Consider the following 23,012-nt stretch of genomic DNA (forward strand, 5'->3'; position numbering starts at 1 on the left):
AAACCCCTCCCTTCGCAAATTTTCTTCCGGAGCCGCGCGGTTTCTCCCGGCCAACCCTCCCTTCCGCTGCGGGACTTGGCCCCACAAAAACAAAGGCCGGGCGGTCTCTACCGCCCGGCCTACAGCCTCTCCCTGGCCACGAAGCCCTGCCACTCCTGATACACGTCCCGCCTCTCTTCCGGATCCCGGGCCGCCAACACCCGCTCCCGCAATCGAGTTAACTCTCCCAGCCACTCCCAACCGGGCAGGCGGGCCAAGCGGCACAGTTGCTCCCCGGCGGGCCGCGCTGGACACACCCAGCAGCCAGTCCGGGCCCCCGGGCGGCCGTACAGCAGGGCCAACTCACGGGCGACGCCGGGCGCCCGGCGGAAAAGGTACTCCCAGACCGCCGCTGCGTCCCACCCGGCTACCGGGTACCAGACTCCCTTTTGCCCTCCCGCGGCCAGGGCCTCTGCCCGCCCCCGCGATTCTCCAGCGTGGACGCCCAGTAGCAGGGCCGGGCCGCCGAGCTTCCGCAGGGTAGCCACCACGGGCCTCGCCTTGAGTCTGTCCCTGCACCACCTAAACCGCATCCGCGCCCAGGCCTCGGGAGAGAAAGCGTACCCGCGCAGGTACCAGTACCAGAAGTCCCTTCCGGGCGGCGGGGAGGCGATTACCGCCTCAAACGGAACCCCCAAGGCCGCGGCCTCCTCCCGCAGGAAGGCGAGAGTCCGCAGGGCGGAATCCCGCAACGGCGGGATTTCTACGCCCGTATCGGCGTAGATGATTGCTATACGCGGCGGCGGATCCAGGCGGGCCGCGGCGTCCAGGGCCAGGAAGGCCAGGGCCGTGCTGTCCTTGCCCCCGCTGAAGGCCACGGCCCAGGCGGGTTCCCCTTCAGGAAAGGCGGGATCGGGCGGCGGGAAGAGGCGCTGTTGCAGGTACACGATGCTCCCACCTCCTACACTCTCTCCCTGGCAACGAAACCCTGCCCGTCCCGCCACAGCCAGGCTTCCCTGGTCACTCCGGGCGGCGCGGGCACCCTCTCCAGTTCCCGCAGGGCACTAGCAAGGCCATTGCTGCCCTTCCTGGTTCTTCTGACCTGGATTAAGCGTACGTCCCGCGGCCCTACAGCCACCAGGTCAATTGGCCCCTTGCTCCCGGCTGCGCGCACCACAAGGTAGCCCTGTTTTTCCAGCTCCCTCCTGGCCGCGAGTTCGGCCCGGTAGCCCCGGCGGTAGTTGCGTCCCGGCGCGGCTTAAACCCCCTCCCGCCGTCCGGTGTTCCCCGCCGGCATTCCCGGCTTGACACCATTGAGTTTGACTACTACCCAGCCACAGGGGGAATGGAAATATGCCTGCTCTTCCCAGTCGAGACTGCGCAAGTCCAGTGCCGCGCCGGGAACGAACCGCACGATTTGCTCTTCCGGCCCCGCGGTCAGCTCCTTCCCGCAAACCGGACACCGCAACTGGTTCAGCCTCCCTTCCAGCGCTGAAGTTTCAGCCTAGCGTACCTCCGCACCCGCGCCTCCAGGCTTGCCGCCGCCGCGCAGGCCGGGCAGTAGCGCACGGCGTTGGCGCGGCGGGGCGCGGCCATGAATTCTTCGCCGCAGCGTGCGCAAACCTTGATGACGACGGGTATTTTTCTGGTCGTGCCCATGCGCCTCTACGCCTCCCTTATGCGCGTCCCGCAGGCCAAAACGGCGCCGCGGTGCACGGTGAAAGGAATGCCCTCGCGGGTGCGGAAGGTGGCGAAGAACCCCTTCGGGTGTACGAAGACGCACTCACCTTCGGGCGGGTACATGGTGTCCCCACCGGTGCCCTTTTCGCGGCCCCAGTCCACCGCGTAAGTCCTGCCCACCACCAGCTCCTCCAGCCTCACGAAAAGCTCACCCTGCAACACGAAAATCACCCCCTGAAGGAAAAAAGCCCGGCGCTTTTTGCCGGGCGTGCTAGAGCAGTCCCAGGTCCTTTGCTGCCTTAACGCGCTCAGGGGACAGGTCGTCGTCATCTTCGGGTTCCACTTCCAGCTCCGGCTCCGCAGGCGGCGGCGCGGGTTTCCTGCCCCGCCTGCGCTCCGGCAGCCCCTCCGGCGGCCCCTGCACCTCCGGCACGGGCGGCAGCTCCACGCGGAACTCCGGCCTGGCGGGGCACAGCTCCGCCAGGATCTTCGCCGCCAGGGATTGGATCTCGCGCGCCTGGGGAAGTTCCTCCCAACCCAGTTTCTTCAGGTGCAGAGGCAGGCACCAGCGCACCAGGCACACCGCGTCCAGCGGTTTCATTCGGGAAAGCTCTTCCGGCTGCATGAGGGGGCGCCTGACCACGTTTTCCGTGCGTTTCGGTATCTCCGTGGCCTTCTGCCAGGGCATGGTCACGTCCTTGCGCTCCGATTCGGCGTACACAGCCGCCTCACCTAGCCGGGAAGAGAAATACCTGGTCGTGGCCAGGTCGTCCCCGCCCAGGAAGAGCTGAATCGGGCAGTTGGAGATTATGGCCTCCGCCTCGGCGGCGCCGTACACGTCCTGGAGCTGCTTCAAGCCCTGGAGCACGAACTGGATCTTGATGCCCAGGCTCCGAGCCGTGGAGATGACCTCGGTGAAACCCGGCACCTGGCCGATGTTGGCGAACTCGTCGAGGAGGAACCTTGCTGGGTTGGGCAGCCTGCCCCCGTTTTCGGCGGCCAGGCCGTAGAGGCGGCGAAAGAAAAAGTAATAGAACGTGGCCAGGACGGGTTTCAGGTGAGCGCTGCCGATGGGGAGCACGCAGAACAGGGCCGCTTTTTCCTTCCCGATGGCCGAGAGGTCGATCTCGTGGCGGGAGAGCAGCCGGGCCACGGGTTCGCTCCGCACCACGTTGAGTTTGGCCGAAAGCCCGCTCACGGCGTTGTCGTAGTTGCTGGACACGGCCCCGCGCCACTCCTCGTAGCCCTCCTGGGGCAGCCTGCCCTCCCGGTAGGCCCGCTCGAAGCGCTCGTCAAGCGCCTCCACGGGCCAGGAGAGGAGCGAAAGCGCGGCCCTTAAGTGCGCCTGCTCCGGCGGGAAGTCGGCCCGGAGGAGGTAGACCAGGGCCTTCAGGAGCTGGATCTCCTTCATGACGAAGTAGCCCGCCTTGTCCTTAGCCGCGTTCTGTACGATGGCCGTGGCGAAGGCCGTGATCTCCTCGTCATCCCTGCACTCCAGAACCGGGTTCCAGCAACTCGACCACTCCGGGTAGGCCAGGTTAAACAGGTACACCTGGTACCCTTTCGCTTTCAGCCACGGCCCCAGGGTGCAGGCAAGCTCCCCTTTGGGGTCGGTCAGCACCAGGCTTTCCCCCTCGCAGGCCGCTGCCACGGCGTTGGGAATTACGAAGCTGAAGGATTTGCCCCCGCCCGTGCCCGCTACCACCAGGGCGTGCTGGGGCAGGGGCGGCACGCACTTGTCGGGGACAAGCCGCACGATGCGCCCTTTGAGCTTGCCCACCACCGTGCCGCCGCCGTGAGGTCCTTCCTTCGGCGGGCCGAACTCGGCGACGTGGGCGATGTCCCTGTCCCCGGCCCACCTGGACGTGCCCTTTGCTGCGCTGTCGGCCACGGGGAGGCCGTGGACGTGCCTCTCGTCGTGCGCTTCTTTGGAGCGCAGGGCCGCAACCAGGAGCAGGCCCAGGACCGCCCCGGCGTACAGGCACGCCCTGCCCGCCTTATCCGCCGGGCCGGGAGCGGGTTTGCTCGAAACCCACACCTGCCAGGAGGGCGGCGGTGGCGCGGGCTTTTTGGCCAAGTTGGCTGCCCCCACTGCGAACCCCTGCGTTACGCCTGCCGCACCCCAGGCCAGGCCCAGGGCAAGGGCCGGGGGCAGCAGGGCCAGGCCCGCGCGCCTGCCGGGGTCCTGCACCCGGCGGGCGAGGAGGGCGGCAAACAGCGCGGCCAGGATCAGGGCCACCAGGCCGGGGTAGAGCGCGGCCAGGAGGACCAGGGCGGCGCCCAGGGCCAGGGCTAGAAGGGGAAGAAAAGGACGAAGGCGGGAAGGGATGCGGGAAAGAAGGTCACGCACGGCTATGCACCTCTTTTCTTTGCCTGAATTTCCGGCAGGCGCGCCGGGACAGCTCCTTGCGCTTGTCGGGCACGACCCTGGTGGCCGGGTGGCGGGGCCAGAAGGCGCGGGGGAATTTGCGGGGTCCACCTTGCACTCTTTCAAGCCTCCCTTCCGGCAGGGATGATTTGTTGATCCCGGAAAGGCACCGGGGCCACCCATACCCCGGTACTGCCCAGGGCCCACTCTCCCTTTGCGCTGACCAGGAGTGCGGAAAGTATCTGTTCTCCGATGGCCCTGGCCGCCGGTGGAGGTACGGCGTTGCCTATCCGCTCCCGCCACCTGGCGTCCGACTTCCCGGCCAGCACCAAAGGCTTGCCGTCGGGCAGCGTGGTCGGGAAACCCTGCAGGGCCGCCAGCTCCAGAGTGGTAAGGGGTCGGTGCCACGTTCCGTCAAGGGCAATGATCACTGGCGGCGGGTCCGGCCTTTCGTGGTCAGCCGGGATGCGCGGGTCCGCCACTGCGGCCGCCCCTGCGTGCACGTCCCCGGCACCGATTACGGTTGCCGCAGGCTTGTCCCACGCCTGGACCTTGTAGGCGCCGGTACGGGGGCGGCAGCCGAGCCTTGGGTCGCCCACCGCCGGCGCCCCGCTCCCAAACCTGGCTCCGGTGACGCACGGTCCTGGCTCGTTCCACCTGACCACCCGGTAAACGGCCGGGTGGCGGTTGTCTCTATGTGGCAGGCGGGGGTCGGCAACTGCGGCCATGGCATTGCTCCCCCGCACGCTGGCCGAGCCGGTGACGGTGGTGGCCGGCTCGTCCCACCGCCCGACCCTGAAGGCCCCGCTCCGCGGCACGTATTCAAGATCTTCCGGCGCAGGATTCCCCTGAATTCATTCAGGGGAGGAATGCGCCGCCACCTCCTTCCACGAGAATCCCGTCGACCTGGCCAGCAGCCTCACCTTTTTCGGGCTGAACTGGCCTATGCGCTTCCCGTCGGCGTCCGCCACGCCCACCAGCTTCGTGGTCTCGGTGGGCAGGCCGCACACCCAGCCGCGGTACACCTTTCCGGCCTTCTCCGCCTCCACCCAGTCGCCCTTGCGGAAGAAGCCGCCGTTGGCGGTGCCTCCGAAGCGGGGCCGCACGCCGTCCTTCTGCGGGTTCTGTCGGAAGAGGCTCCGGCGGGCGTACCTCAGCCTGCGCCACACGAAGAAGGGTGCCGCGGGGTTGTGCGCACACCCGGTGACGCCCATCAGCATGGCCGCCGCGTCGTTGGCGTGCGTCTCGGGCACCTGCTCGCATTTCCTCTCCGTACGCTTCTCCAGGCCGAACCTCTCACGCCAGGCGTCCGTTTCGGAAACCTCGACCAGCCTCAGTTCCGCCAGCTTGCGGTACTCACGGTAGGTGAGCGTCTTGCCGATTTCCACCGTGGAGAAGTATTTGCCGTTCCTGTCCCTGGCGTGGTTGAACCGCACGTCCTCGGTGACGATGAGCTGCACGGGGTAGATCCGGCACAGTTCCCGCACCACTTTCAGGCGCGCCTCCACCTTGAACCGCTGGGTGGGGGCCAGCCAGTAGCCCTTCCTCCTGCGGTTGTCGAAGCGTGCGGGCCTGCGGGGCGTCTTGCGGTACCTCCTGGCCCGGCGCAGGTTCCGCCGGGTCTCCATCTTACGCGGCACGTCGTCGGGCAGAAACACCATGGCCCGCAGTTCCACTCTGCGGTGGGAGGCCACGGCCACGCCGTCGTACTTCGCCCCAGGGTCCACGGCCAGGGCCACGGGCTGCGTCCTAGTCCCCACGGGCCGCAGCATCTGGATGTAGAAAAGCCCCAGCTTGTTGCGCCGGGGCACCGCCAGGCCGTCCCTGATGAGCAGCCTGGCCTTTCGCGGCGTGGTGGGCATGAGCGGTCTGCCGTCCACGCCCACAACGGGCACTCTGGTGATGCTGGTAGACATTTGCCGATACACGGCCTCCTTTCGGAGTGATTGTCGCCTCGGCGCTGTCCGCAGGGCTTAGGCCGGTCTTGGCCGGCCGCGGCATTGAGCGGTTCTGCCGGAGATAGTCCGGGCTGGCGAAACACCCGGAAGTCCTTGGTAGCCCCGCGGACCCCTGCCCGGCGAACCGGGCCGCCTGGTCAGCCAGTTGCCCCCGGCCCCGCCAAACCGGGCCCCCAACTCAGGCCAGAAGCAAGCCTCTGACTTCAGTCAGGGGTGGTTGACCTGCGGGCCTTGGGAGCGGGGAGCAGGGGACAGCCCGCCCGGGCTAGAATCCGCAAGCCAGGTCGGGGCCGAAGCCCGCCAGAGCGAAAAAACCGCGCCGGGCCAGCCACGGTCCTGTGCAGCCTGGCGAAAAAACGAAAGGGCGCTGTTCTTGGGCGCCCCGTTTGCCGGGCCGGGGGTGAGAAGTTTCTGGCCCACCTGTGCGATTATGGCGGCGGCCTGGTTAACGGCGCCGGGATGGGTTCTCCTCCGCGTAATACAGCGAATTCGCCGCCAGCCGCACCCGGCCCGCGGCCTCTTCCAGCCGGGCCACCAGGCGGGCGGCTTCGCGGTAGGTGAACACGGGCGTGGTCAGCTCCCGATCCACCTCCCGCGCAACCGCCAGAAGCTCCCGCACCGCCGCGCGCAGGCCCGCGCGGGCGGCGGGAAGGGGGTTGCCCGCGGTTTCCGTCATGGCTGTGGTGCCTGTGTGGGTACTAGGCATTTTTGACCCCTCCCAAACTTCAACTGCGTCACAGAGTTGCCACCGCCCCCTCTGAGAAGGGGGATTGAACGGCCCCCGCCGGGGGAATCTCCTCCAGCGACCAATCATGGCTGTCGAAGAGCCTGCCACTACCCTTGAACCCGCACCGCTCAAGGGCCAGTTCGGCGTACTCGCGCTTCAGGTCGATGTACACGCTATCGCGCCCCAGGCCCATAGCCGCCAGCGTGACAGTGCCCGCCCCGCCGAAGGGGTCAAGTACGACGCACCGGCCCGAGCCGTCGTTGCCCGGGCAGGAGCAGGTGGGGCGCCAACCCACCGTTTCCGCCGCGGTCGCGAAGCGCCAGTGGCCGACGCCCTGCGGGCCAAGCCTGCGGCCGCCTTCGGTCGGCCACCCTCCCGGCTCGACAGGCTCACCATCCAGCGTTCTCTTTCGTTCCACCACCCTCTCCCACGGCGCTCCGCAGGCCGGGCACGCCATCGGGGACGTGCCCGCGAGGATGCAGATTTCCGCAAGTGCCTTTGGAAAGACCGCGAAGTGAGCGCCCGAAAAGGGTTCGGTGTTAATCTCCCACACGGAGCGGCGGTTGCGTCCGCAGGTAGTATCTAGCGCCTTGAACCCACTGTGCGGTTTCAGGGGCCCGTGAAGGTTCCACGGCTCATTGCTTCGCTCCCGGGGCGGGGCCCCGGGCAGGTAGCGCTTGTCGTAGAAATGCGTGACGGCGGGTTCCTTCACGGCTTCCGCATCGTAGAAATACCGTGGAGACTTTGCCAGCAGGAAGACGTATTCGTGGGACTTCGTGGGCCTATCTCCCACGGATTCCGGCAGGCAGTTCGGCTTCGACCAGACCACGTCCGCCCGTAACCACCACCCGTCGGCCTGAAGCGCGAAGGCCACCCGCCAGGGGATGCCGGCGAGGTCCTTTTCCTTCAGGCCGCCGGTCGGCTTGGCCGTGGGCGGCAGAAAGTCCTCCCGCCCTTCATACGCCCGTCGGTTCCACCGGGAGCTCTCCTTCAGCTGCTGGCCACGCTTTCCCAGTGAGCTGTGTGGATGGTAGTTCCCCCAGCTCCCGGCATAGCTGTCCCCCAGGTTCAGCCACAACGTGCCGTCCCTCCGCAGCACCCGCCAGACCTCCCGGAACACCAGCACCAAGTGGGCAACGTACATTTCCGGCGTCGGTTCCAACCCGAGCTGGCCTCCCCAGGCGGGGACGCGGATAGGCGGCAGGCCGGGCATCGGACGGTACTCCACCTCGGGCCAGGGGACCGGCGGGAGACCGAAGTCGCGCAAACCCCAGTACGGGGGGCTGGTGCAAACCACGTGAACGCTCTCGCCCGGCAGGAGCCGGAGGGCGTCCAGGACGTGGCCGACGATGAAACGGTGGGTACCCAAAGTTCTCATCTCCCCCCGTTTTCCTGCTCCACAGACGCCGGCGGCAAGGGTGGAGAGAGTTCGGTTGCCCCGCTTCCGGGTACCGCCAGCACCGCCGCCTCGCAGACGGCACGCGCAAAGGTATCCGCCGCCGCGCGGACCTCCCTCCCGGACGGATCGGACACGGCGACCGCGTAGGCGGGACCACCGCTCACGCGGGCCTCGATGCGGATCTCACATCCCGCCGCCCGCAGGTGCTCCACCAGGGCAGCCGCTAGCCCGTAGTCGCTGGAGTAGAAGGGTACCGGGACGAACCAGAAATCCAGCTCCTCGGCGTAGTTAGCCGTCACGCCCCGCAGGAGCGGGTCCTCGCTCTCGTCGATCCACCTGTCCTCCGGCAGGCGAACCACGGGCGAAGGCGTGTGATACCACGGGGCGGCGGGTTCCCGTTCCGGCGAAGCCTTCCACAGGCCGCACTCTGGCTCCGGCCCGCACGGCCAGTTTCGCGAAACCACCTCCAGGCTCAGCACCTTCTCCGCAACCAATTCGTCAAGCTGCCGGCTTGGCAGGCCGGAAAGATTGAAGATCTCCTCTACCATACCCGTTCCTTAGCTCCTTTCCCCAAAAATAAAAAGAGCCGGGTATAAAAAGCTCCGGCACTTTGCAGAATTTCCTCAAACCCCTGACTTTCGTCAGGAAGGTTTCCCTTAACTTTCCTTACTGGACCGCCTCCACCTGTACCGCGCTCAGGTCCTCGTTGGCCACCAGATGCCTGGCGTAGGCTATGCAGGCACGAATATCTTCGGGTTCAAGGTCGGGGTACTCCTTCAGGATCTCCTGCACCGTGGCACCCTGCTCCAGGAGGGCCAGTACGTTCTCCACCTTTATCCGCATGCCCCGAATAATGGGTTTTCCCTGGAAAATGGCGGGATTAACTGTAATCCGTCTTAGCAACTCTTCCCTTTCCGCCATTCCTGCACCTTCTTTCCCGCAATGCCCCTGCTACTAGTCTACCAGGAACGCCGCCGCACTGCAACGCGGCAGCCCCATCTACTCTGGCCACCCTCTCCTTCCACTCCTCCGCCCCAAACCAGCCCGCCTCCGCCCGCACCAGCACCGGGCCTTTGGCCGCAAAGAGCTTCTCCAGCGCACCGGCCTGGGCGTCCGTTAACTCCCACACCGCATCAAACCCGCCGAACAGCGCCTCCGCCTCCGCGAAGGAAAGCTCCCGCTCCCCCGCCTCGTTCCCGGCGGCGGGCGGCTCCTCCGGGGGCTGCTCCGGGGCGTTTCCAGGGGCCCGCCCCGTGGCCTCTTCCCACGCCCGCCGCAGCTCACGCCGCGCCAGCTCCCACTCCGCCCACGCCTCCTCCTCCGCCCACGGCTCCCAGGCCAGCCGGGCGCGCTCCTCCAGCTCCAGCACCCAGGCGGCCAGGCGCGGGGCGTGCTCCCGCGCCCAGGCAAGCGAGGCGCACTCCCAGGAGGGGCGCCGGGAGGGGGGCGAATAATGCCCGGCTATTTCTCTGCCCAGCTGCCACACACCGCCACCTCCACTTCCACCGGCACGTCCGGCAGAAAGCGGGTGGCGGCCAACTCCATCACTGCCCCCAGGAGGTCCGCAGCCTGCTCGGCCAGTCCTCCCGGAGCTTCCAGCACAAGTTCATCGTGCACCGTGGCCACCAGCTTCACGTCCTCCCACCCCCGCCGCAGGAGTTCCCGGTATAGCCGTGCCATCGCGCACTTCAGCATGTCGGCCCCCGTGCCCTGGTCGGGAGAGTTATAAAGCTCCGTAAAGGCCCCGGCCTTGCGCGGGCCGTTCTGCTCCTGCACCACGGGCCACACGCGGAGCCTGCCGCCGAGGGTGCGAATCCAGGGACGCCTCTCCCGGTAAAAGCCGCGCTCGAAGTCGTGCCGCCAGTAGTCCGCAAAGCCGCTCTCCCTCCCCTGGCGGGCCTGGCGGGAGTGCCAGGCGGCCACGGCAGGGTAGGTACGGAAGAAAGCCTGCCGGGCAGTCTCGGCTTCTTCCGGCGTCATCTTCACACCGTAGCTGGTCTCGGCGTAGAGCTGAAGCGTCCCGGCCTGCATTCCGTAGATCAAACCAAACCCGCAGGCTTTGGCCGCCTGTCGCTCCGCTTTGTCAATTTCTTCTTCCGGTTTCCCGGATATGGCCGCCGCCGTGCGGCGGTGAATGTCCGCACCGTCCCGGAAGGCTGCAATCATAGCCCGGTCACCCGAAAGCTGGGCCATGATTCTCATTTCAATTCCGGAAAAATCCGCCACCACCAGCTTCCGTCCCTCCGGAGCGCGGAAGAGCTGACGGATCTCGGAACCACGAGGTGCCTGCTGGATGTTGGCTTCACTGGCCGAAAACCGCCCCACGCCCTGGGGGTTCAACTGGCGAAGGTTCGGGTGCAGGCGGTCCGTGGCGGGGTGCAGCTTCTCCAGCCACCTGGTCAGGAAGTCCACCCGCTTCTTGGCCGCCCGATAAGCCTGCAGGGTTTCAGCAAAACGCCGCAGGGGGCTTTGCTGGGGCAGCCGGGCCGCCAGACGGGTGAGGGTTTCATCCCTGGTTTCCAGCTCGAACTCCTCTCCCTCCACGCCCAGCTTCTTACCCGCCAGCAGGCTTTCCCTTTCTGCCAGCAGGCGCAGGAGGTCCAGGGCGTCTAGAGAACTGTCGGGATTGAACCCCGCTGTACCCCTCTTGCCCTTCCTGGGCTTGGGCGTGAAGCCAGCTCCGACCGCCAGCGCCTCAAGCGCCTCCCGGTGCCGGGCCTGCTCCTCCCCGGCGGCGGCCAAAAGCTCCCGCGCGCGTGGAGCATCAAACGGCATCCCGGAAAGCTCGATTTCCACGACGGCGGGCAGGCAGGCAAACTCTATCCTGGCCACGTCCACCAGGCGGTTGGCCAAAAGGAGCTTGGTCAGGACTTCCTGGAGGGGGAGAAGCACTGCCGCATCCTGTGCCGCGTAGCGCACCTGTTCTTCCGAAAGCTCCCCGCGCCAGTCAGCTTGCTGGTATTCCTTCTCCAGCCACACTTCCAGGTGGCGGTGGACTATCTGCGCCAGGGAGTGGGTGGGGTAAAAAGGCTTGATCTCTTTCTGGTTGTCGTGCTCAAATACCACCTGGTGGCCGTGGGTGTCCAGCCGGGTTGCTTTAAGCTCCTGCCCGCGGTCATTTCTGGCCGGGCGCAGGGCGCGCTCGGCGCAGTATCTTTCCCACTGGCCCCCCGGCACGAAGTCCCCGGCTGTGCAGAGCTGGCTGGCCAGCATCACGTCGAAAAGCCGCTCCGCCGGGATGCGCCGCCCACCTAAACCCGCCCGCAGGAAGGCCAGGTCGAACTTGAGGTTACAGCCGGCCTTGAGCACGCCGGAATCGGCGACCAACCCGGCCAGGGCTTCCAGCGCCTCCCGGCGTTCCTCCCCGGAAAGCACGAAAAGGTCCAGGACGTAAACCTTCGCACCACCGCCCGGCGCCGGGTTGCGCCAGTCGTCGGCCACCAGGCGCTTCCTCCCCTCCGGGTAAACGGGTACCGCCAGCTGCACCAGACGGATGCGGTTCTGCAGGGGATCAAGCCCGGTCGTCTCAAGGTCCCACCCGCAGATGCCAACCGCCCGCGCCTCCGCCAGGGCCTCCCGCCAGGCGGCGAGATCGGCTACCCACACGACCTCTACCGCCTCCAGCCAGTCCTGCCAGGGTGAGCGGAAAGCTTTCTCCTCTTCCGGCGAAGGGAATAAAGTTTGCCGACTCCGGGGTTGCCCTGCCGGCGCTTTCCCTACCGCCCCGCCGGGAGCTGCACTCGCTACGGCTTCCCCAACCCTTTCCGCCACGCGGTCGGGCGCGGAAGCGGCATCCGCCTCCCCGGACACCAGCCCCGGGTGAACCGGCCCGGGCAGGTGGTCCGGGGGTTGGCTTGCGTCGACAGGACCGCACGTATCCCCGCTCTGCCCGCCTTGCGGGAAAAGGGTGGGCTGGCAGGCCCCGGCCTGCGCCCACTCACGCCAAGCCCGCTCCAGGGCGGCCTTCGCGACCTCGAACTCCGCCCAGGCGGCCTCCTCCTCGTGGGGCAGGAAGGCGTTCTCCACCGCCCTCTGTGCCGCCCTCAGCCGGGCGAGAAGGTCCGGGCGGTGCCCCCTCGCCCAGCACTCCAGCCGGAACAGCGTGAGGGTGGGAGGGGTGATAGGTTTGAAGGAGCGCGCGCTCTCAACCAGCAACTCAGGTATCCCGGGAGGAGAGGGAAGGGGGTGGAGCCGGGGCGGAACCTGCGCGGCGGCTGCCTCCTCCTGCCCGCCCGGCTCGGAAGGAAGGGATTGCTCTGGACTTCTCCCAAACGCCTCCCGGCAGGCACGGGCTAGCAGTTCTTTCCATCCCATGCCAGGACCGCCTCCTTTAACTCAACGGGCACGCAGTTCCTTACCAAACGTTTGTGAACCCCTGCCGCGCGGGGGTCGGCAATGACCACAAGGCCGGTGTCCGCCTCGGTCCTGATCAGCCGCCCCACGCCTTGGCGGAGCGCTAAAGAGGCACGGGGCAAATAGACCTTGACCCACCTCTTCCGCTGCCCGGCCAGCCAGCACTCCGCCTCCACGTCAGGGTCGTCCGGGCGCGGGAAAGGAAGGCGGGCGATCAGCACGGCGCTCAGAGCGCTCCCCGGCACGTCTACTCCCTGCCAGAAAGAAGCCACGCCGAAGAGTACCGCCCGGCCGTGCTCTTTGAAACGCTCCAGCAACTCAGACTTGCCCGCCTCCCCCTGCACCAGCAGGGCGCGGCCAGCGGGCAAGCTGCGCTCCACCAACCCGGCCACGTCCCTCATCTCGCGGTAGCTGGTGAACAGCGCCAGCACGCCTCCGTCCACCTTTTCCAGCGTCCTCAGCACCGCCCTGGCTAGGGTTTCCACGCGGCGGACGTACTGCTCTCCGGTCTCCTCCCTCCTGTCCCCGTCCGGCGGGGCCAGTTCCTTGTTCGTCAGCACCACCGCCTGCATCTGCCGCTCGTAGTCAAACGGGCTGGGCACCACGCCCATGGCCAGCTCTTCTTCCCCAAAGCCGAACCTTTCCCGGAACCAGCTGAAGCCTTCACTCTGCGGGAAGGGAAAAAGCGTGGCGCTGGCCAGGAAAACGTGGTCGTAACAGGACCAGAGTCCGCGCAGGACGGGAGCCGGGTCCGCCGGGTGCGCCACAAATCTCTCCGGTCGCTCGACGTAGCACACGTCCCCCTTCTGCCCGGCCAGGCGGTAGTGGCGCTCCAGGAGGACCGCCCGGCAGAAGGCCTCCCACAACTCCTCCCAACGTTCGGCCAGCCTCTCTGCGCGGCGGGCAAAGGGGTCGAACTCACGCTCCAGGTCGCGGTCTCCCTCTACCTCCGCCCCCACCGCTTCCACGACACGTTCTACAAAGCTAAAAAGGTTCACGAAAAACCAGCTAAGTTTACCTGGGAGGTCCAGCTTTTCTACCGGGGGCGCCGCGCCGGGGTGAAGAGACCTGCATTCCTCCCCCGCCAGGTAATTCCGCGCCCAGGCGAAGAGGGCGTCCAGATCTCTCTCCAGGCGGGGAAATTCGCGGCGGTCAAAGTCCTCGGCAATGCTGAACTTGTCCGTTGCATACTCTGCTGCCACCAACCCCGCCTCTTCCGCCCAATCGCGCAGTTCCCTAAAAAACCGCAGCGCATCCGCACGCAGCCTGGACACCCTGCGCCGGGAGAACGCCGCCTCCAGAGCACCTCTCGCCGCATCCGGCAGGTCGTGCGCCTCGTCCACCACCAGGACCTCCGGGGGTTTGCCCGTACCTTTCCTGGGTGTAAAAAGGCTCAAACCAGCTTTCCTGCGGAGCAGCAAATCTGCCAGGACAAGGTGGTGGTTGGCGATGACGACGTCCGCCAGGGCCGCCTCATCGCGGGCCTTCCGGAAGCCGCAGGCGGCTTTAAATGTACAGTGCGGGCAGTCGGCGTCCTCGTCGGCCGCCGATACCCGCCCCCACCAGTAGTCGCGGTCCTCAGCAGCACCTGGCAAGTAGGGCCAGGCGGGCAGGTGGTCCTTAAAGCCGGAGCCGCTGTCTTCCAGCCAGGCGGCCAGCAGGTCCAGCCAGCAAAGCTCCTCCTGCTCCCGCCGGCCCAGTGCAACGCCCACAGCCAGGGAGGCGTTTGCTTTCGCCCACAGTTCCTCCAGGCGGCGGGTGAGGAGGCGGGGGCAGAGGTAGTTGTTTTTACCGAAAAGCACGGCCACCCTGGGTCGCTTCCCGGTGGCCATCCAGATCAGCTCCTGCACGAAAGGAGCGTCCTTTTTGACCAGCTGCTCCTGGAGGTTCTTTGTACCCGTGGCCACCACCACGCGCTGGCCCGTTTCCGCGGCCCAGAGCATGGTGGGAACCAGATAGGCGTAGCTCTTGCCCGTACCCGTGCCCGCCTCTATGGCCGCGTGGCGCTCCGCGCGATCGCCCGCCAGAACCCTGGCAATGAGTACAAGCATTTCGCGCTGGCCCCGGCGGGGCGCCAGGCCGGGTGCGCCGTCAAGAACCTCTAGGGCGCGGGAGGGGAAAGTGTATGGGGAAGGTTGTTTGGCCAGCATAGCGAGAAAAACACCTCCTGAAAAAACAGAAACCGAGGATACCCTGGTGGGGTATCCTCGGTTTCGAATTTTTGTCCCAACTACTTTAAAACCCTGAAACCCGCATCATTGCTGGATTTTTTGCGTGTTTGTCCCAACCTGTCCTAACTGGTTGGGACAGTGGTTGGGACAGCCGGAAGGCCGTATAAAATGGGGAGGAAAGGGGTATATATGTATATTTGTCCCAACTGATCCGAAAAACAAAATATATAAATATAGCCCGCCATACACATACATATTACCAGTATATACCATTACCAGCATATACCAACATATATGCGTAAAAATGATCCTCCCATAATATACACTTTTCTTTCGGAAAGGTTGGGACAAAACACCTTTTAGACCCCTCAAGCCCAGTAATATCAAGGCTTCCAGGTGTCCTAACCGCTGTCCTAACCAGTGGGATACCTAATATTACCAACCCCTCAAACCTTGATTTCACGCGGGTTTGAGGATTTGGATGGTTGGGACAAAAAGTTGGGACAGGTCAAAACACGGTGTGAATATCGGGTGGCAATTCCTCCTTTTCGTCCCTTTTGTCCTGCAAGAACTTCAAAAGTATACACACGCACCAGGGCCGAAAATCGCCGACACGCGCCCGGTGTTTGGGAATACTGACCGCCTTGCCGTTTGACTTCTTAACCGTGGAACCTACTACATACCCTGCGGCCCACAACGCCTTCAGAGCCTGGTCGGGATCCAGGTTATAAGGCTCCCTTCTCACGGCTTCCGCAAAAGCTTTTTCCAGCAGAGCTATTGCTTCTTCCCCCTTCACTTTCACCTTTGCTCCGATCCACTTCTTAGCCGATTTCTCCCCCTCTTCATGATAGTAATCCTGAATGAACTCGCCATTTTCGGCCACAAAATCCGCCACAGCCTGCATGGCCCGGTCCTCCAGGCTGTCCAGGCTCTCCACACCCTCCAGTACCATCTCACTCCAGCACCGGAGGAAGGTGGTGAGTGCTTTTCCTGTATCCTCCTCGCCCACCCCAAGCGCCTCCATCAGGTAGTTCAATCCCACCAAGCCGAGGGCAACACGCTTGGCCAGTCTGCCTGCTACGTGGCGCGCGGCAGGGTCCTCCGGCAGGCACTCGCGGAGGGCGGCCACTGCACTGTCGTAGCGCTCGCCGAGTTCGACTAAAAAACCCTGGCGATCTCGCACCAGGCGGTGTAAAATGTATTGCAGGTACGTTTTTCCGGCGTGACCGTAGTTGGCCAGTGTTTCGCGCTCGATCCGCTCGGCTTCCTCCCGGTTTTCGTCGCTCTCCACCGGGAGGAGGGGCGGGACCTTGATGATGCGGTCCACGCTTCCGGAACCCGGCGGGATTTTTGCCGTGAGGTCCACTTCACTGGTCCAGAAGGCCACCGTCCGGAAGTACCTGGTTTTCCGTCCGCCGCCGCTTTTGGCTCCGCGTTCGCGGTCCATACCGCCAGCGGTCAGCTGGAGGAGCCAGTCGAGCTCGGTGGCGGCTTCTTTTTTGCGCTCCTGGATGATCAGGTGTGCGTCCTCTATGTGCACCGGGAGGTCGCAGGAGGTGCTGTACAGCACTCCCAGCGCCACCCTGGTGCGGTCCGCAAAGCGCAGCCTGCCCTTCGGGTCCTTTTCCGGCCAGCCGAACAACCCGGCCACGATGCGGTTCCAGCAGGTCTTACCCTGGTGCCTGCTTCTGCCCTGACTAATGCCGGGACCCATCATTACCGTGAAACCCGAGACGTCAAGGCGCTTGGCACCGGGAGCCTCCCGGAGCAGGGCGATCAGGGGCGCGGCGCAGGCGCAGCCCACGCCAAATGCCGCCTGGGGGTACCTGGTCACCATTTCCAGCAGAAACTCCCTGTGGCGCCTCGGGTCGCCGCCCGTGCCGAAGCTGGCCAGGACCTGACGCTCCATGACCGAGATCCACGTGTCGCCCGCCCAGACGATTTCTTCTTCCGGGTCCTGCCCCTCCACCGCCGACCCGGCGGCATCGGCTTCCTGGTCCCTAGTGCCGTTTAAGGTCAGGATTTCCCGCCCGAAAACAAACACCGGCTCGCCGCCGGGACCCGTGTGCCACCCGCAGCGGTCCACCGTTCTGGCCGTGGGGAGGGGGGTGCCGCCGTAGACGGCTTGCACGCGCAGGGCGTTCAGCCACGTTACCATCTGTTCAGCGGTGGCGCTGGATACGGGCACGCCGGCCCTGATGAGCCACTTGCGCTGGCCGGTGTCGAAGCAGTAATCCGCGGGCAGCTGGCGCTTCTCCCACTTCCCTCCCTCCCACCAGGCCACTTCCCATATTTCACTGTTGCCTTCGGCGCCCTCCAGCGGGGTCAGGCGGCGGGTGAGGAGAACCACCGTGGGGGCCACCTCTTCTTCCCTCTCCCGATCCTCCTCTACCTGAACCAGCACCACCCTACTGCCGCGAATGTCGTAAAAGGCTTTCCTGCGCTTTGCGTCCGGGAAGGGGAAATCGGGAGGTAAAACTTCCTTCGCGGGAGGAAAGGCGGCGGCTATCGTTCTCGCCCGCAAAATCCCGCCTTCCCCTTCTTCTTCCCGCTCCTGCGGGCGGCGCCATTCCTGCCTGGCTTGCACTCTTTCGGCCTCTGCCTGGGCGTCTTCCTTTACCGCCTTGGCCAACTCTCCTCGGATACCCAGGTCCCTGAGTGCGGCCTGGAGCATGGTCTGCCTTCCCGCCACGTAGTAAGCCGCCGCACCGAGCACCATCTTTACGGGATCGCCGGACGCCAGGCGACTCCGGGCGAACTTCTCCAACCCCTCAAGGGTGCCCACCTTTTCGGTGCATCCAAAGAGGTACCCGCCGGAGGGCACCCATTCCGGCACCCGCCGAACCAGCTCGCGCAGTTCGGCCACAGGATCGTGCCCCCGCGCTTTACGGCGGCGTATGAAGTCGTCCAGGCCGGTCTTATCCGCGCCCTCTCCTTCCCCTTCCAGCGGCGGCTCGGCAGGGAGGGTGAGGACCTTAACCTCACCTGCGCCCAGGGCATAGAGTTGCTCGGCCAGGCGGCCGAACGCGGGCCAGGCGGGGTGTTCCTGGTCTATATCGCTGTCGTAAATGAGGACAATCCTCTTTCCCGTCCATTCCCTCCGCAGGTCCTCTATTAGCGCTTCCGGGTCAGGGGCTTTGCCTTCCGGCCCGGCCATTTTTGCAGCCGCTTCTATGGGTTCGTCCTCGTCCACGCTCCGGCGCCAGTTCCACACTCCCGCCAGCGCTACCACGGGCAGGCCGTGCGCCCAGCCGCACAGCGCTTTCAGCTCGCCTTCGGTGATCCAGATTTCTTCCAGCCGGTCCAGGTCTAGACCGGGCGGCACAAAAAGCCTAGGAGGTATGCCTGACGGGCGGTCGTACTTCTGGGTCTTGCCTCCCGCCCGGGGCCGCGGTACGTCCAGGCGGATTGCGAACATATCCGGCGCCGTGGGGTATTTGATGAGTATCCCATCGCCTTCCTGGTTGCTCCGGCCCACCAGATTTTCTATCTCTTCCGCGCTTACGGTTCGCAGGACCCCTAGGTGAACCAGCTCTTCGGCCTTCTTTTCGGGAATGGCATATTTATCGATCAGGCGCTGGATGTGTGCCTGTTTCAGCATACTCTCCCCCTCTTCCTTTGTTCGTCGGTTCGATTACCGTGCCCTAAAAAACAAAAGCCCCGGCCTCTGTCCAGCCGGGGAGGGCACGAAAATCGAACCAGAGAGGGAGATGAAGCGGCGATGGCCGAGACATTTCCTTGCCATGCTTTGCCGCCTCCAAAAAAGAAAACCGGCCCGGGTTCTCCGGGCCGTTGGGGAAAGAAACAGAATACGTGCGGGGCGTGGCAGGGGAGGCCGGACTCGAACCGGCACTTCGGGATTTGGAATCCCGCGTTCTGCCGCTGAACTACTCCCCTGCGCGTGGCGGAGGGCGGGGGGCTCGAACCCCCGGAGCGGCTTTAAAAGCCGCCCACCCGCTTAGCAGGCGGGTGCCTTCGGCCTTCTCGGCCAGCCTTCCGTGGAAGCGGGGCCGCCGGGCACGCATCCCAGCGGCCCCGGTGAAAAACCCGCCCGTGTCCACGGCTGCCCCCCTGGGTGCGGCGTCGGGGCGCCGTATCAGCAGGGCCGCACCGCCCGTCCTGCGCTGGCGCGCCCGCGGAGTACAGAACCGCGCCAGGCCCGTGGCCGCCGGGCGGGTATGTTCGCTGAGGTGAGGAAACCCAGCCCTCTGCGGGGCCGGGCGTGGCACCATCACCCTTGAAGGCATAACGCATATGTTATAAACTGGGTACCATAAGGGAGGAGCAGGGGATGAACTGGCGCGAACTGAAGGCACAGCTACTGAAAAACCCGAAGTTTAAAGAAGAATACGAGGCCCTGGAGCCGGAATACCGGCTGCTCAGGGCGGTGATCAAGCGCCGCATAGAGAAAGGCTTGACCCAGGAGGAGTTGGCCCGAAGGATCGGCACCAAGCAGGCCGCTATCGCCAGGTTTGAGAATGGCCGGGTCAATCCGACCATAGGGTTCCTGAAAAAAGTGGCCGCGGCGCTGGATGCCGAGCTGGAAGTGGAGTTGCGACCGAAGGAGGTGTGATAAGGATGAAGATTTCTTTTTTATGCCCGTGTCTAAGTAGAAAAACTTATTTAGATTGTTGCGGCAGAGAAATTGATCCCGAATATTCTTATGTGCACTACCTTTCCTTGATTAATCAGAATACAGCTGGTTGTTACGATGCGTGGAGCCATCATAGAGAAGCCGTTAAAAAGTTGATAAGCGAGTCTTTGCACTATTTAAAAAAGCGAGATAGATGCATAGTTTTAGGGGCAGGAAATTGCAATGACATTCCATTGGAGTACCTTGGAGAAAATTTTCAACAAGTTCACTTGGCTGATATAGACAGGCAATCATTGTTACGTGCTCTGAGTAGGCTACCCGATAATATGAATAAAAAGTTTCAAACTCTTTACATTGACCTCACTGGCTTGAATGAAACAGAAATTTTTAAAGATTTTGTTGAAGCTTCCAGACAGAGATATTACAAAAGATTTTTATCAAGCTTAAGGAAGTTGAGGGCCAACTTGTTAGATTTTCCTTTTCCTAAAATCGGTCAAAATTACGACTTAGTTGTGTCAGTATGTGTCACAACCCAACTATTCTCTCCATTTATTTTTTCAATTTTGCCCCACTCTCCAAAAATGGCCCTAAACAAAATGACTACCATTATAAGAGAGATTTCAAATCTTTTAGTGGATCGGTATTTTGTGCTTTTGCATGACCTTACGTTTCCTGACGGGTGTGTTGTTTTGGCAAGTGACATTTTTGAGTGGAATACTGAGGGCAACAAAGCAAATGAATTTGCCAAAGTAATAAGGAACCCTTACAACTTGAACTCCGATATGATTAACAACCTTCTTAATTTTAAACAACACTTAGTTACTATGGGTAGCCTTTCTGTCAATTTGAAGATGTTTGAATGCCCGTACATACTTGATTGGCTCTGGGAATTCAAAAAAGATAAAATGTACATCGTTCGCGGTTTTGTACTTTATCCTAAGCGACTAGCATGTTGACCACTACGAACATATGGTACCAGTTTCGTTATTTTTTCAAGCACTTTTTGGGCTTCAACCCCCTTGAATTCCCCTAGCACTACAACTCCCGGCGTAACTTCTGAATTCACTAAATTGCTTGTTTTCTTTTGCCCGCGCTGTGCTGGCATAAAAAATCCACCTCCCCAACAAAAAAGCCCAGCCCTTTACGGGGCCGGGCTTCCAGCTAAAACGGAAAATCATCCTCCGGCAGCTCCGGCACGGGGAAATCCTTTGCGGCGGCGCCTTTTGCGGCGTCCCTCTTGGCCAGGGCGGCTTCGACGGCAGGTTTCAGCTCGGCCTTGACCACGTAATACCTTCGCCCCTGCTTGCTCTTGACGCGCTCGAACCGCACGGTGAGGGCGTCCCAGCCCAAGCCATCTTCTTCCAGTCCTGCGGCCAACTCCTTCAGCGCGGCCACGGCAGTCGAGGAACCGGTGCGGTAGAACCGCCTGTGGTCGTCCGCTACGGTGAACACGGCGTTCTCCTTCCCGTTGTCGAATTTGCTGGTAACTATTGCTAATTCGTCAATTGTGATGTCTTCGTCCAGCAGGTCGTCAATCTCGCCCTTTTCCCGCCCGGCGATAAAAGCAAGCTCGCCGGTCATGCTGTTGACCTTGTTCAAGGATTCGCGGATGCCCATAAGCGTTTCCCCCTTATAAAGTTTGATTGGCCCCAAAACCGATGAAATGGAGGAGCCAAGTCTCCGAAAAATAACAACCGGGGATTGGCAGCCAATCCCCGGGGCTATACACACGCCTCTGGTTCGTGGGTGGTCAGAACTGAAGGGATGCGAGTCAACAGCAGAAACTTTTAATAAAGCGGGCCTCCTTTTGGAAAGTTTTTGGAACCTGCAAGTTCGTTAGATGCTCGCGCAGGTCCCGGTACGGATCTATCCGGGGTTTCTTCCCCCGCCCGCGCCGCCAGCGATTCATCTGCCGCCTTAGCTCGTCTAGGTTGGCTTCCCGCGCCAGCCGCGCGGCGCTGACGCCCAGGAGCCTGGCCAGCGCACGAACCGCGTCGTAGCGTGCATTGTGCTTCGCACGCACAAAAACCCACCTGACAATTTCTGCCCTCTCCTCTTTGCTTTCAGCGTTCCGGTAATGCCAGGCCGCAAGCTCTATCCATTTGAAGGTGACCGGGACCACTTACGCCCACTCCTTTTTTCGAGGTAACACCCACTGTCCCGCAACCCCTTAGCAATGAGGTACCGGAACAGGGTGATGAACTTCTTCCTCTGGGGATGATTGAACCAATCCGGCAGGGGATACTGGTGAGGGTTGGCATAGGCATTGTTGTGCTCTTCCCTCACCTGGCGGGCCATGCTGATGATGAGTTTGTATGTGCGCTCAGAACGGGGATAGACAATATTTTCGAACCTGAAGCCAGCAATCGTATCCACTGTGGGCAGGTAATGCAGCCTTTCCTTGTAAGGCATTACATAGGGACGGCCGCAGATCAAGGGCCTTTCCGGTTCCCGCCACAGGTATTCCGCATCCTCGCCCCAGATGCCGAAGTTAGGGTTCCGGTTCCAGCTCTTCCCCATGGGTGTTTCCGCTCCTTAATGCCAGGCCGGTGCCTGACTTTCGATAACTATCCCGTCAAGCCGGTGGCGGTACTCCCAATACCTGGTAGGATCCGTTTTCCAGAAGCGGTCGATCAGGTTCTGCACGGTATCGAGCAGGTAGTCGCGCGAAACATAGCGGTCCCCTATCTTGACAGACCAGTGCGGCAGGTTAAAATAGGCGTGCAGCTCTTCATACATTGCCGCCAGCTTCTGGAACGCCCTCCGCCTGGCCGTTTTTCTCGCCCGGCCAGTTAACCCGGCCCCGATATCGGCCGGGGTGTAGCGTTTTAACGGAGGCAGGGCACCGGTTATGACGGAGAGCGGCCCAGGCTTCTCTTCTTCCCGCTTCTTCTTGGGGGCATCAGGAAAGCCTTCTTTGACCGCCTTTTCCCCGGCCATCAATCCCAGGATCTGTTGCAGCGCGCCTGCGGTTTCCGAGAGTGCATCCGTTTCTATATCCTCCACTAACCCCAGGATCTCTAGCAGCGCGCCTGCGGTTTCCGGGAGGGCGCTCGCTGCCGCTTCTTCGCGCCTGAGTTCCAGCCATGCTTCGCGGCACAGGTGGAGGGTTTCCTGCACTTCCTTTCCGCGCGGGCGGGCGGCCACATCCCTTACCTCGTACTCCCCGTTTTCGCCCATCCACACCACTTCCGGGCAGGCGGTGTCTAAAAGGGGAATGCCGCGCTCAAAGAGTTTCTCCAGGGGAACTGCCCGCTTGAAGCGCTTGGGAAACTGCACGCAGTTCAACCCTACCCACTTTGCCCGCCCGGAAGCAACGACCTTCGCGGCGGTTTTGCGGGACATGCACCCACCCAGGCGCCCGTCCCTGTCAATGGCAAACACGTACATTACTCTCTCCCCCTGGGTGGTGGTAAAATGTATGTACGTGACCAGCGAAAGGGGGCAACCTCCCGCTGGGCTATTCAGTTGTCCTGCCGGCCGGGACCAATTCGGGTTGGCCGCGGCCAGCCCGAAAAAAGGGGCAGGTTAACGACCACACTCCCTCTCAGGGTAAGGTTTGGAATGAGGCTGCCGGAGTCAAAGCCTTCCCGTTTCGGGGTATAGGTAAAATTGTGGGGGCTTTTTTCGGCGGCCTTTTTTTATTCGGTTTTGATTTACCTGGAAATTGATTCTTTACGTACAGGCGCAGGTTCCGTTGGGCCGGACCCGGTGAACAGTGTCCCGCCTTCCCTTCCCCTGAGCCGGTCCCCGCCGCGGCCTCGTTTTCACCCGGCGGGTGCT

The 23,012-nt window shown here is 63.3% G+C and carries 24 protein-coding genes and 2 tRNA genes; 3 read left to right on the plus strand and 23 right to left on the minus strand.

Annotation, left to right across the window (positions count from 1 at the left end):
* Positions 1-119: 119 nt before the first annotated feature.
* From G454_RS20215 to G454_RS0103110, 19 genes are all read right to left on the minus strand, one after another.
* Complete coding sequence (locus G454_RS20215) at positions 120-926, minus strand: phosphoadenosine phosphosulfate reductase family protein (RefSeq protein WP_027717413.1); 807 nt, start codon at positions 924-926, stop codon at positions 120-122.
* 14 nt (positions 927-940) lie between these two features.
* Positions 941-1,153 carry a hypothetical protein gene (locus tag G454_RS0103025; RefSeq protein ID WP_156896630.1) on the minus strand — a complete coding sequence of 71 codons (213 nt, stop codon included), beginning with the start codon at positions 1,151-1,153 and terminating at the stop codon, positions 941-943.
* 84 nt (positions 1,154-1,237) lie between these two features.
* On the minus strand, positions 1,238-1,447 hold the full coding sequence (locus G454_RS0103030; RefSeq protein ID WP_027717415.1) for a hypothetical protein: 210 nt from the start codon (positions 1,445-1,447) through the stop codon (positions 1,238-1,240).
* Positions 1,448-1,452: 5 nt separating this feature from the next.
* Positions 1,453-1,638 carry a hypothetical protein gene (locus G454_RS0103035; RefSeq protein WP_027717416.1) on the minus strand — a complete coding sequence of 62 codons (186 nt, stop codon included), beginning with the start codon at positions 1,636-1,638 and terminating at the stop codon, positions 1,453-1,455.
* 6 nt (positions 1,639-1,644) lie between these two features.
* A complete protein-coding gene (locus G454_RS0103040; RefSeq protein WP_027717417.1) occupies positions 1,645-1,881 on the minus strand; it encodes a hypothetical protein in 237 nt (78 codons plus the stop codon).
* Between the two features lie 49 nt (positions 1,882-1,930).
* Positions 1,931-4,009, minus strand: coding sequence for a VirD4-like conjugal transfer protein, CD1115 family (locus G454_RS17460; RefSeq protein ID WP_211229921.1), 2,079 nt, complete (start codon positions 4,007-4,009; stop codon positions 1,931-1,933).
* Positions 4,002-4,145, minus strand: a complete 144-nt coding sequence (locus G454_RS22025; RefSeq protein WP_211229922.1) for a hypothetical protein — start codon at positions 4,143-4,145, stop codon at positions 4,002-4,004. Before G454_RS22025 ends, G454_RS17460 begins: the two co-directional genes overlap by 8 nt.
* Before the next feature lie 4 nt (positions 4,146-4,149).
* Positions 4,150-4,845, minus strand: a complete 696-nt coding sequence (locus G454_RS17465; RefSeq protein WP_051275801.1) for a DNA cytosine methyltransferase — start codon at positions 4,843-4,845, stop codon at positions 4,150-4,152.
* A gap of 36 nt (positions 4,846-4,881) precedes the next feature.
* Positions 4,882-5,943 carry an RRXRR domain-containing protein gene (locus G454_RS0103060; RefSeq protein WP_027717418.1) on the minus strand — a complete coding sequence of 354 codons (1,062 nt, stop codon included), beginning with the start codon at positions 5,941-5,943 and terminating at the stop codon, positions 4,882-4,884.
* A gap of 487 nt (positions 5,944-6,430) precedes the next feature.
* A complete protein-coding gene (locus G454_RS0103065) occupies positions 6,431-6,691 on the minus strand; it encodes a hypothetical protein (RefSeq protein WP_156896633.1) in 261 nt (86 codons plus the stop codon).
* Between the two features lie 28 nt (positions 6,692-6,719).
* Complete coding sequence (locus tag G454_RS22030) at positions 6,720-8,090, minus strand: DNA-methyltransferase (protein WP_051275802.1); 1,371 nt, start codon at positions 8,088-8,090, stop codon at positions 6,720-6,722.
* Positions 8,087-8,659, minus strand: coding sequence for a hypothetical protein (locus G454_RS0103075; protein WP_027717420.1), 573 nt, complete (start codon positions 8,657-8,659; stop codon positions 8,087-8,089). The genes G454_RS22030 and G454_RS0103075 overlap by 4 nt, the downstream gene beginning before the upstream one ends.
* A 118-nt stretch (positions 8,660-8,777) precedes the next feature.
* Positions 8,778-8,954: a DUF433 domain-containing protein gene (locus G454_RS0103080; protein ID WP_245574293.1), complete on the minus strand. Its 177-nt coding sequence runs from the start codon at positions 8,952-8,954 to the stop codon at positions 8,778-8,780.
* Between the two features lie 37 nt (positions 8,955-8,991).
* Positions 8,992-9,597: a hypothetical protein gene (locus G454_RS22550; protein WP_027717422.1), complete on the minus strand. Its 606-nt coding sequence runs from the start codon at positions 9,595-9,597 to the stop codon at positions 8,992-8,994.
* Positions 9,573-12,425, minus strand: a complete 2,853-nt coding sequence (locus G454_RS0103090) for a DNA polymerase (RefSeq protein WP_027717423.1) — start codon at positions 12,423-12,425, stop codon at positions 9,573-9,575. Before G454_RS0103090 ends, G454_RS22550 begins: the two co-directional genes overlap by 25 nt.
* Positions 12,404-14,614, minus strand: a complete 2,211-nt coding sequence (locus tag G454_RS0103095) for an ATP-dependent DNA helicase (RefSeq protein ID WP_027717424.1) — start codon at positions 14,612-14,614, stop codon at positions 12,404-12,406. Before G454_RS0103095 ends, G454_RS0103090 begins: the two co-directional genes overlap by 22 nt.
* 529 nt (positions 14,615-15,143) lie before the next feature.
* On the minus strand, positions 15,144-18,236 hold the full coding sequence (locus tag G454_RS0103100; protein WP_027717425.1) for a DUF927 domain-containing protein: 3,093 nt from the start codon (positions 18,234-18,236) through the stop codon (positions 15,144-15,146).
* A 222-nt stretch (positions 18,237-18,458) separates the two neighbouring features.
* A tRNA-Trp gene (locus G454_RS0103105) sits at positions 18,459-18,532 on the minus strand.
* Between the two features lie 5 nt (positions 18,533-18,537).
* A tRNA-Ser gene (locus G454_RS0103110) sits at positions 18,538-18,633 on the minus strand.
* A gap of 40 nt (positions 18,634-18,673) precedes the next feature.
* Here G454_RS0103110 and G454_RS21285 point away from each other — a divergent pair.
* The 3 genes from G454_RS21285 to G454_RS0103120 all read left to right on the plus strand — a co-directional run bounded on the left by G454_RS21285 (position 18,674) and on the right by G454_RS0103120 (position 20,185).
* Positions 18,674-18,829 carry a hypothetical protein gene (locus G454_RS21285; protein ID WP_156896634.1) on the plus strand — a complete coding sequence of 52 codons (156 nt, stop codon included), beginning with the start codon at positions 18,674-18,676 and terminating at the stop codon, positions 18,827-18,829.
* A gap of 97 nt (positions 18,830-18,926) precedes the next feature.
* Positions 18,927-19,208 carry a helix-turn-helix domain-containing protein gene (locus tag G454_RS0103115; RefSeq protein ID WP_027717426.1) on the plus strand — a complete coding sequence of 94 codons (282 nt, stop codon included), beginning with the start codon at positions 18,927-18,929 and terminating at the stop codon, positions 19,206-19,208.
* A 5-nt stretch (positions 19,209-19,213) separates the two neighbouring features.
* Positions 19,214-20,185, plus strand: a complete 972-nt coding sequence (locus G454_RS0103120; RefSeq protein WP_156896635.1) for a hypothetical protein — start codon at positions 19,214-19,216, stop codon at positions 20,183-20,185.
* 205 nt (positions 20,186-20,390) lie between these two features.
* Here the strand turns inward: G454_RS0103120 and G454_RS0103125 are convergent, their stop codons facing one another.
* The 4 genes from G454_RS0103125 to G454_RS0103140 form a co-directional block, all read right to left on the minus strand.
* Positions 20,391-20,846 (minus strand): hypothetical protein, encoded by a 456-nt coding sequence (locus G454_RS0103125; protein WP_027717428.1) that lies wholly within the window; start codon positions 20,844-20,846, stop codon positions 20,391-20,393.
* Between the two features lie 154 nt (positions 20,847-21,000).
* Entirely contained in the window at positions 21,001-21,351 is a 351-nt protein-coding gene (locus G454_RS0103130; RefSeq protein ID WP_027717429.1) for a hypothetical protein, read from the minus strand.
* On the minus strand, positions 21,324-21,749 hold the full coding sequence (locus G454_RS0103135) for a hypothetical protein (protein ID WP_027717430.1): 426 nt from the start codon (positions 21,747-21,749) through the stop codon (positions 21,324-21,326). The genes G454_RS0103130 and G454_RS0103135 overlap by 28 nt, the downstream gene beginning before the upstream one ends.
* A gap of 15 nt (positions 21,750-21,764) precedes the next feature.
* Positions 21,765-22,619, minus strand: a complete 855-nt coding sequence (locus tag G454_RS0103140; RefSeq protein WP_027717431.1) for a hypothetical protein — start codon at positions 22,617-22,619, stop codon at positions 21,765-21,767.
* Positions 22,620-23,012 lie beyond the last annotated feature (393 nt).

The sequence above is a fragment of the Desulfovirgula thermocuniculi DSM 16036 genome, from assembly GCF_000429345.1.
In the GTDB taxonomy this organism is placed as follows: Bacteria; Bacillota; Desulfotomaculia; order Desulfotomaculales; family Desulfovirgulaceae; genus Desulfovirgula; species Desulfovirgula thermocuniculi.

Excerpts from the sequence above, each read along its gene's own strand:
- G454_RS0103060 (WP_027717418.1), bottom strand. The coding sequence starts at position 5,943 with ATGTCTACCAGCATCACCAGAGTGCCCGTTGTGGGCGTGGACGGCAGA.
- G454_RS0103120 (WP_156896635.1), top strand. The coding sequence starts at position 19,214 with ATGAAGATTTCTTTTTTATGCCCGTGTCTAAGTAGAAAAACTTATTTA.
- G454_RS0103100 (WP_027717425.1), bottom strand. The coding sequence starts at position 18,236 with ATGCTGAAACAGGCACACATCCAGCGCCTGATCGATAAATATGCCATT.
- G454_RS0103090 (WP_027717423.1), bottom strand. The coding sequence starts at position 12,425 with ATGGGATGGAAAGAACTGCTAGCCCGTGCCTGCCGGGAGGCGTTTGGG.
- G454_RS0103035 (WP_027717416.1), bottom strand. The coding sequence starts at position 1,638 with ATGGGCACGACCAGAAAAATACCCGTCGTCATCAAGGTTTGCGCACGC.
- G454_RS0103125 (WP_027717428.1), bottom strand. The coding sequence starts at position 20,846 with ATGGGCATCCGCGAATCCTTGAACAAGGTCAACAGCATGACCGGCGAG.
- G454_RS0103095 (WP_027717424.1), bottom strand. The coding sequence starts at position 14,614 with ATGCTGGCCAAACAACCTTCCCCATACACTTTCCCCTCCCGCGCCCTA.
- G454_RS0103065 (WP_156896633.1), bottom strand. The coding sequence starts at position 6,691 with ATGCCTAGTACCCACACAGGCACCACAGCCATGACGGAAACCGCGGGC.
- G454_RS0103075 (WP_027717420.1), bottom strand. The coding sequence starts at position 8,659 with ATGGTAGAGGAGATCTTCAATCTTTCCGGCCTGCCAAGCCGGCAGCTT.
- G454_RS0103140 (WP_027717431.1), bottom strand. The coding sequence starts at position 22,619 with ATGTACGTGTTTGCCATTGACAGGGACGGGCGCCTGGGTGGGTGCATG.
- G454_RS0103115 (WP_027717426.1), top strand. The coding sequence starts at position 18,927 with ATGAACTGGCGCGAACTGAAGGCACAGCTACTGAAAAACCCGAAGTTT.
- G454_RS22030 (WP_051275802.1), bottom strand. The coding sequence starts at position 8,090 with ATGAGAACTTTGGGTACCCACCGTTTCATCGTCGGCCACGTCCTGGAC.
- G454_RS0103135 (WP_027717430.1), bottom strand. The coding sequence starts at position 21,749 with ATGGGGAAGAGCTGGAACCGGAACCCTAACTTCGGCATCTGGGGCGAG.
- G454_RS0103080 (WP_245574293.1), bottom strand. The coding sequence starts at position 8,954 with ATGCGGATAAAGGTGGAGAACGTACTGGCCCTCCTGGAGCAGGGTGCC.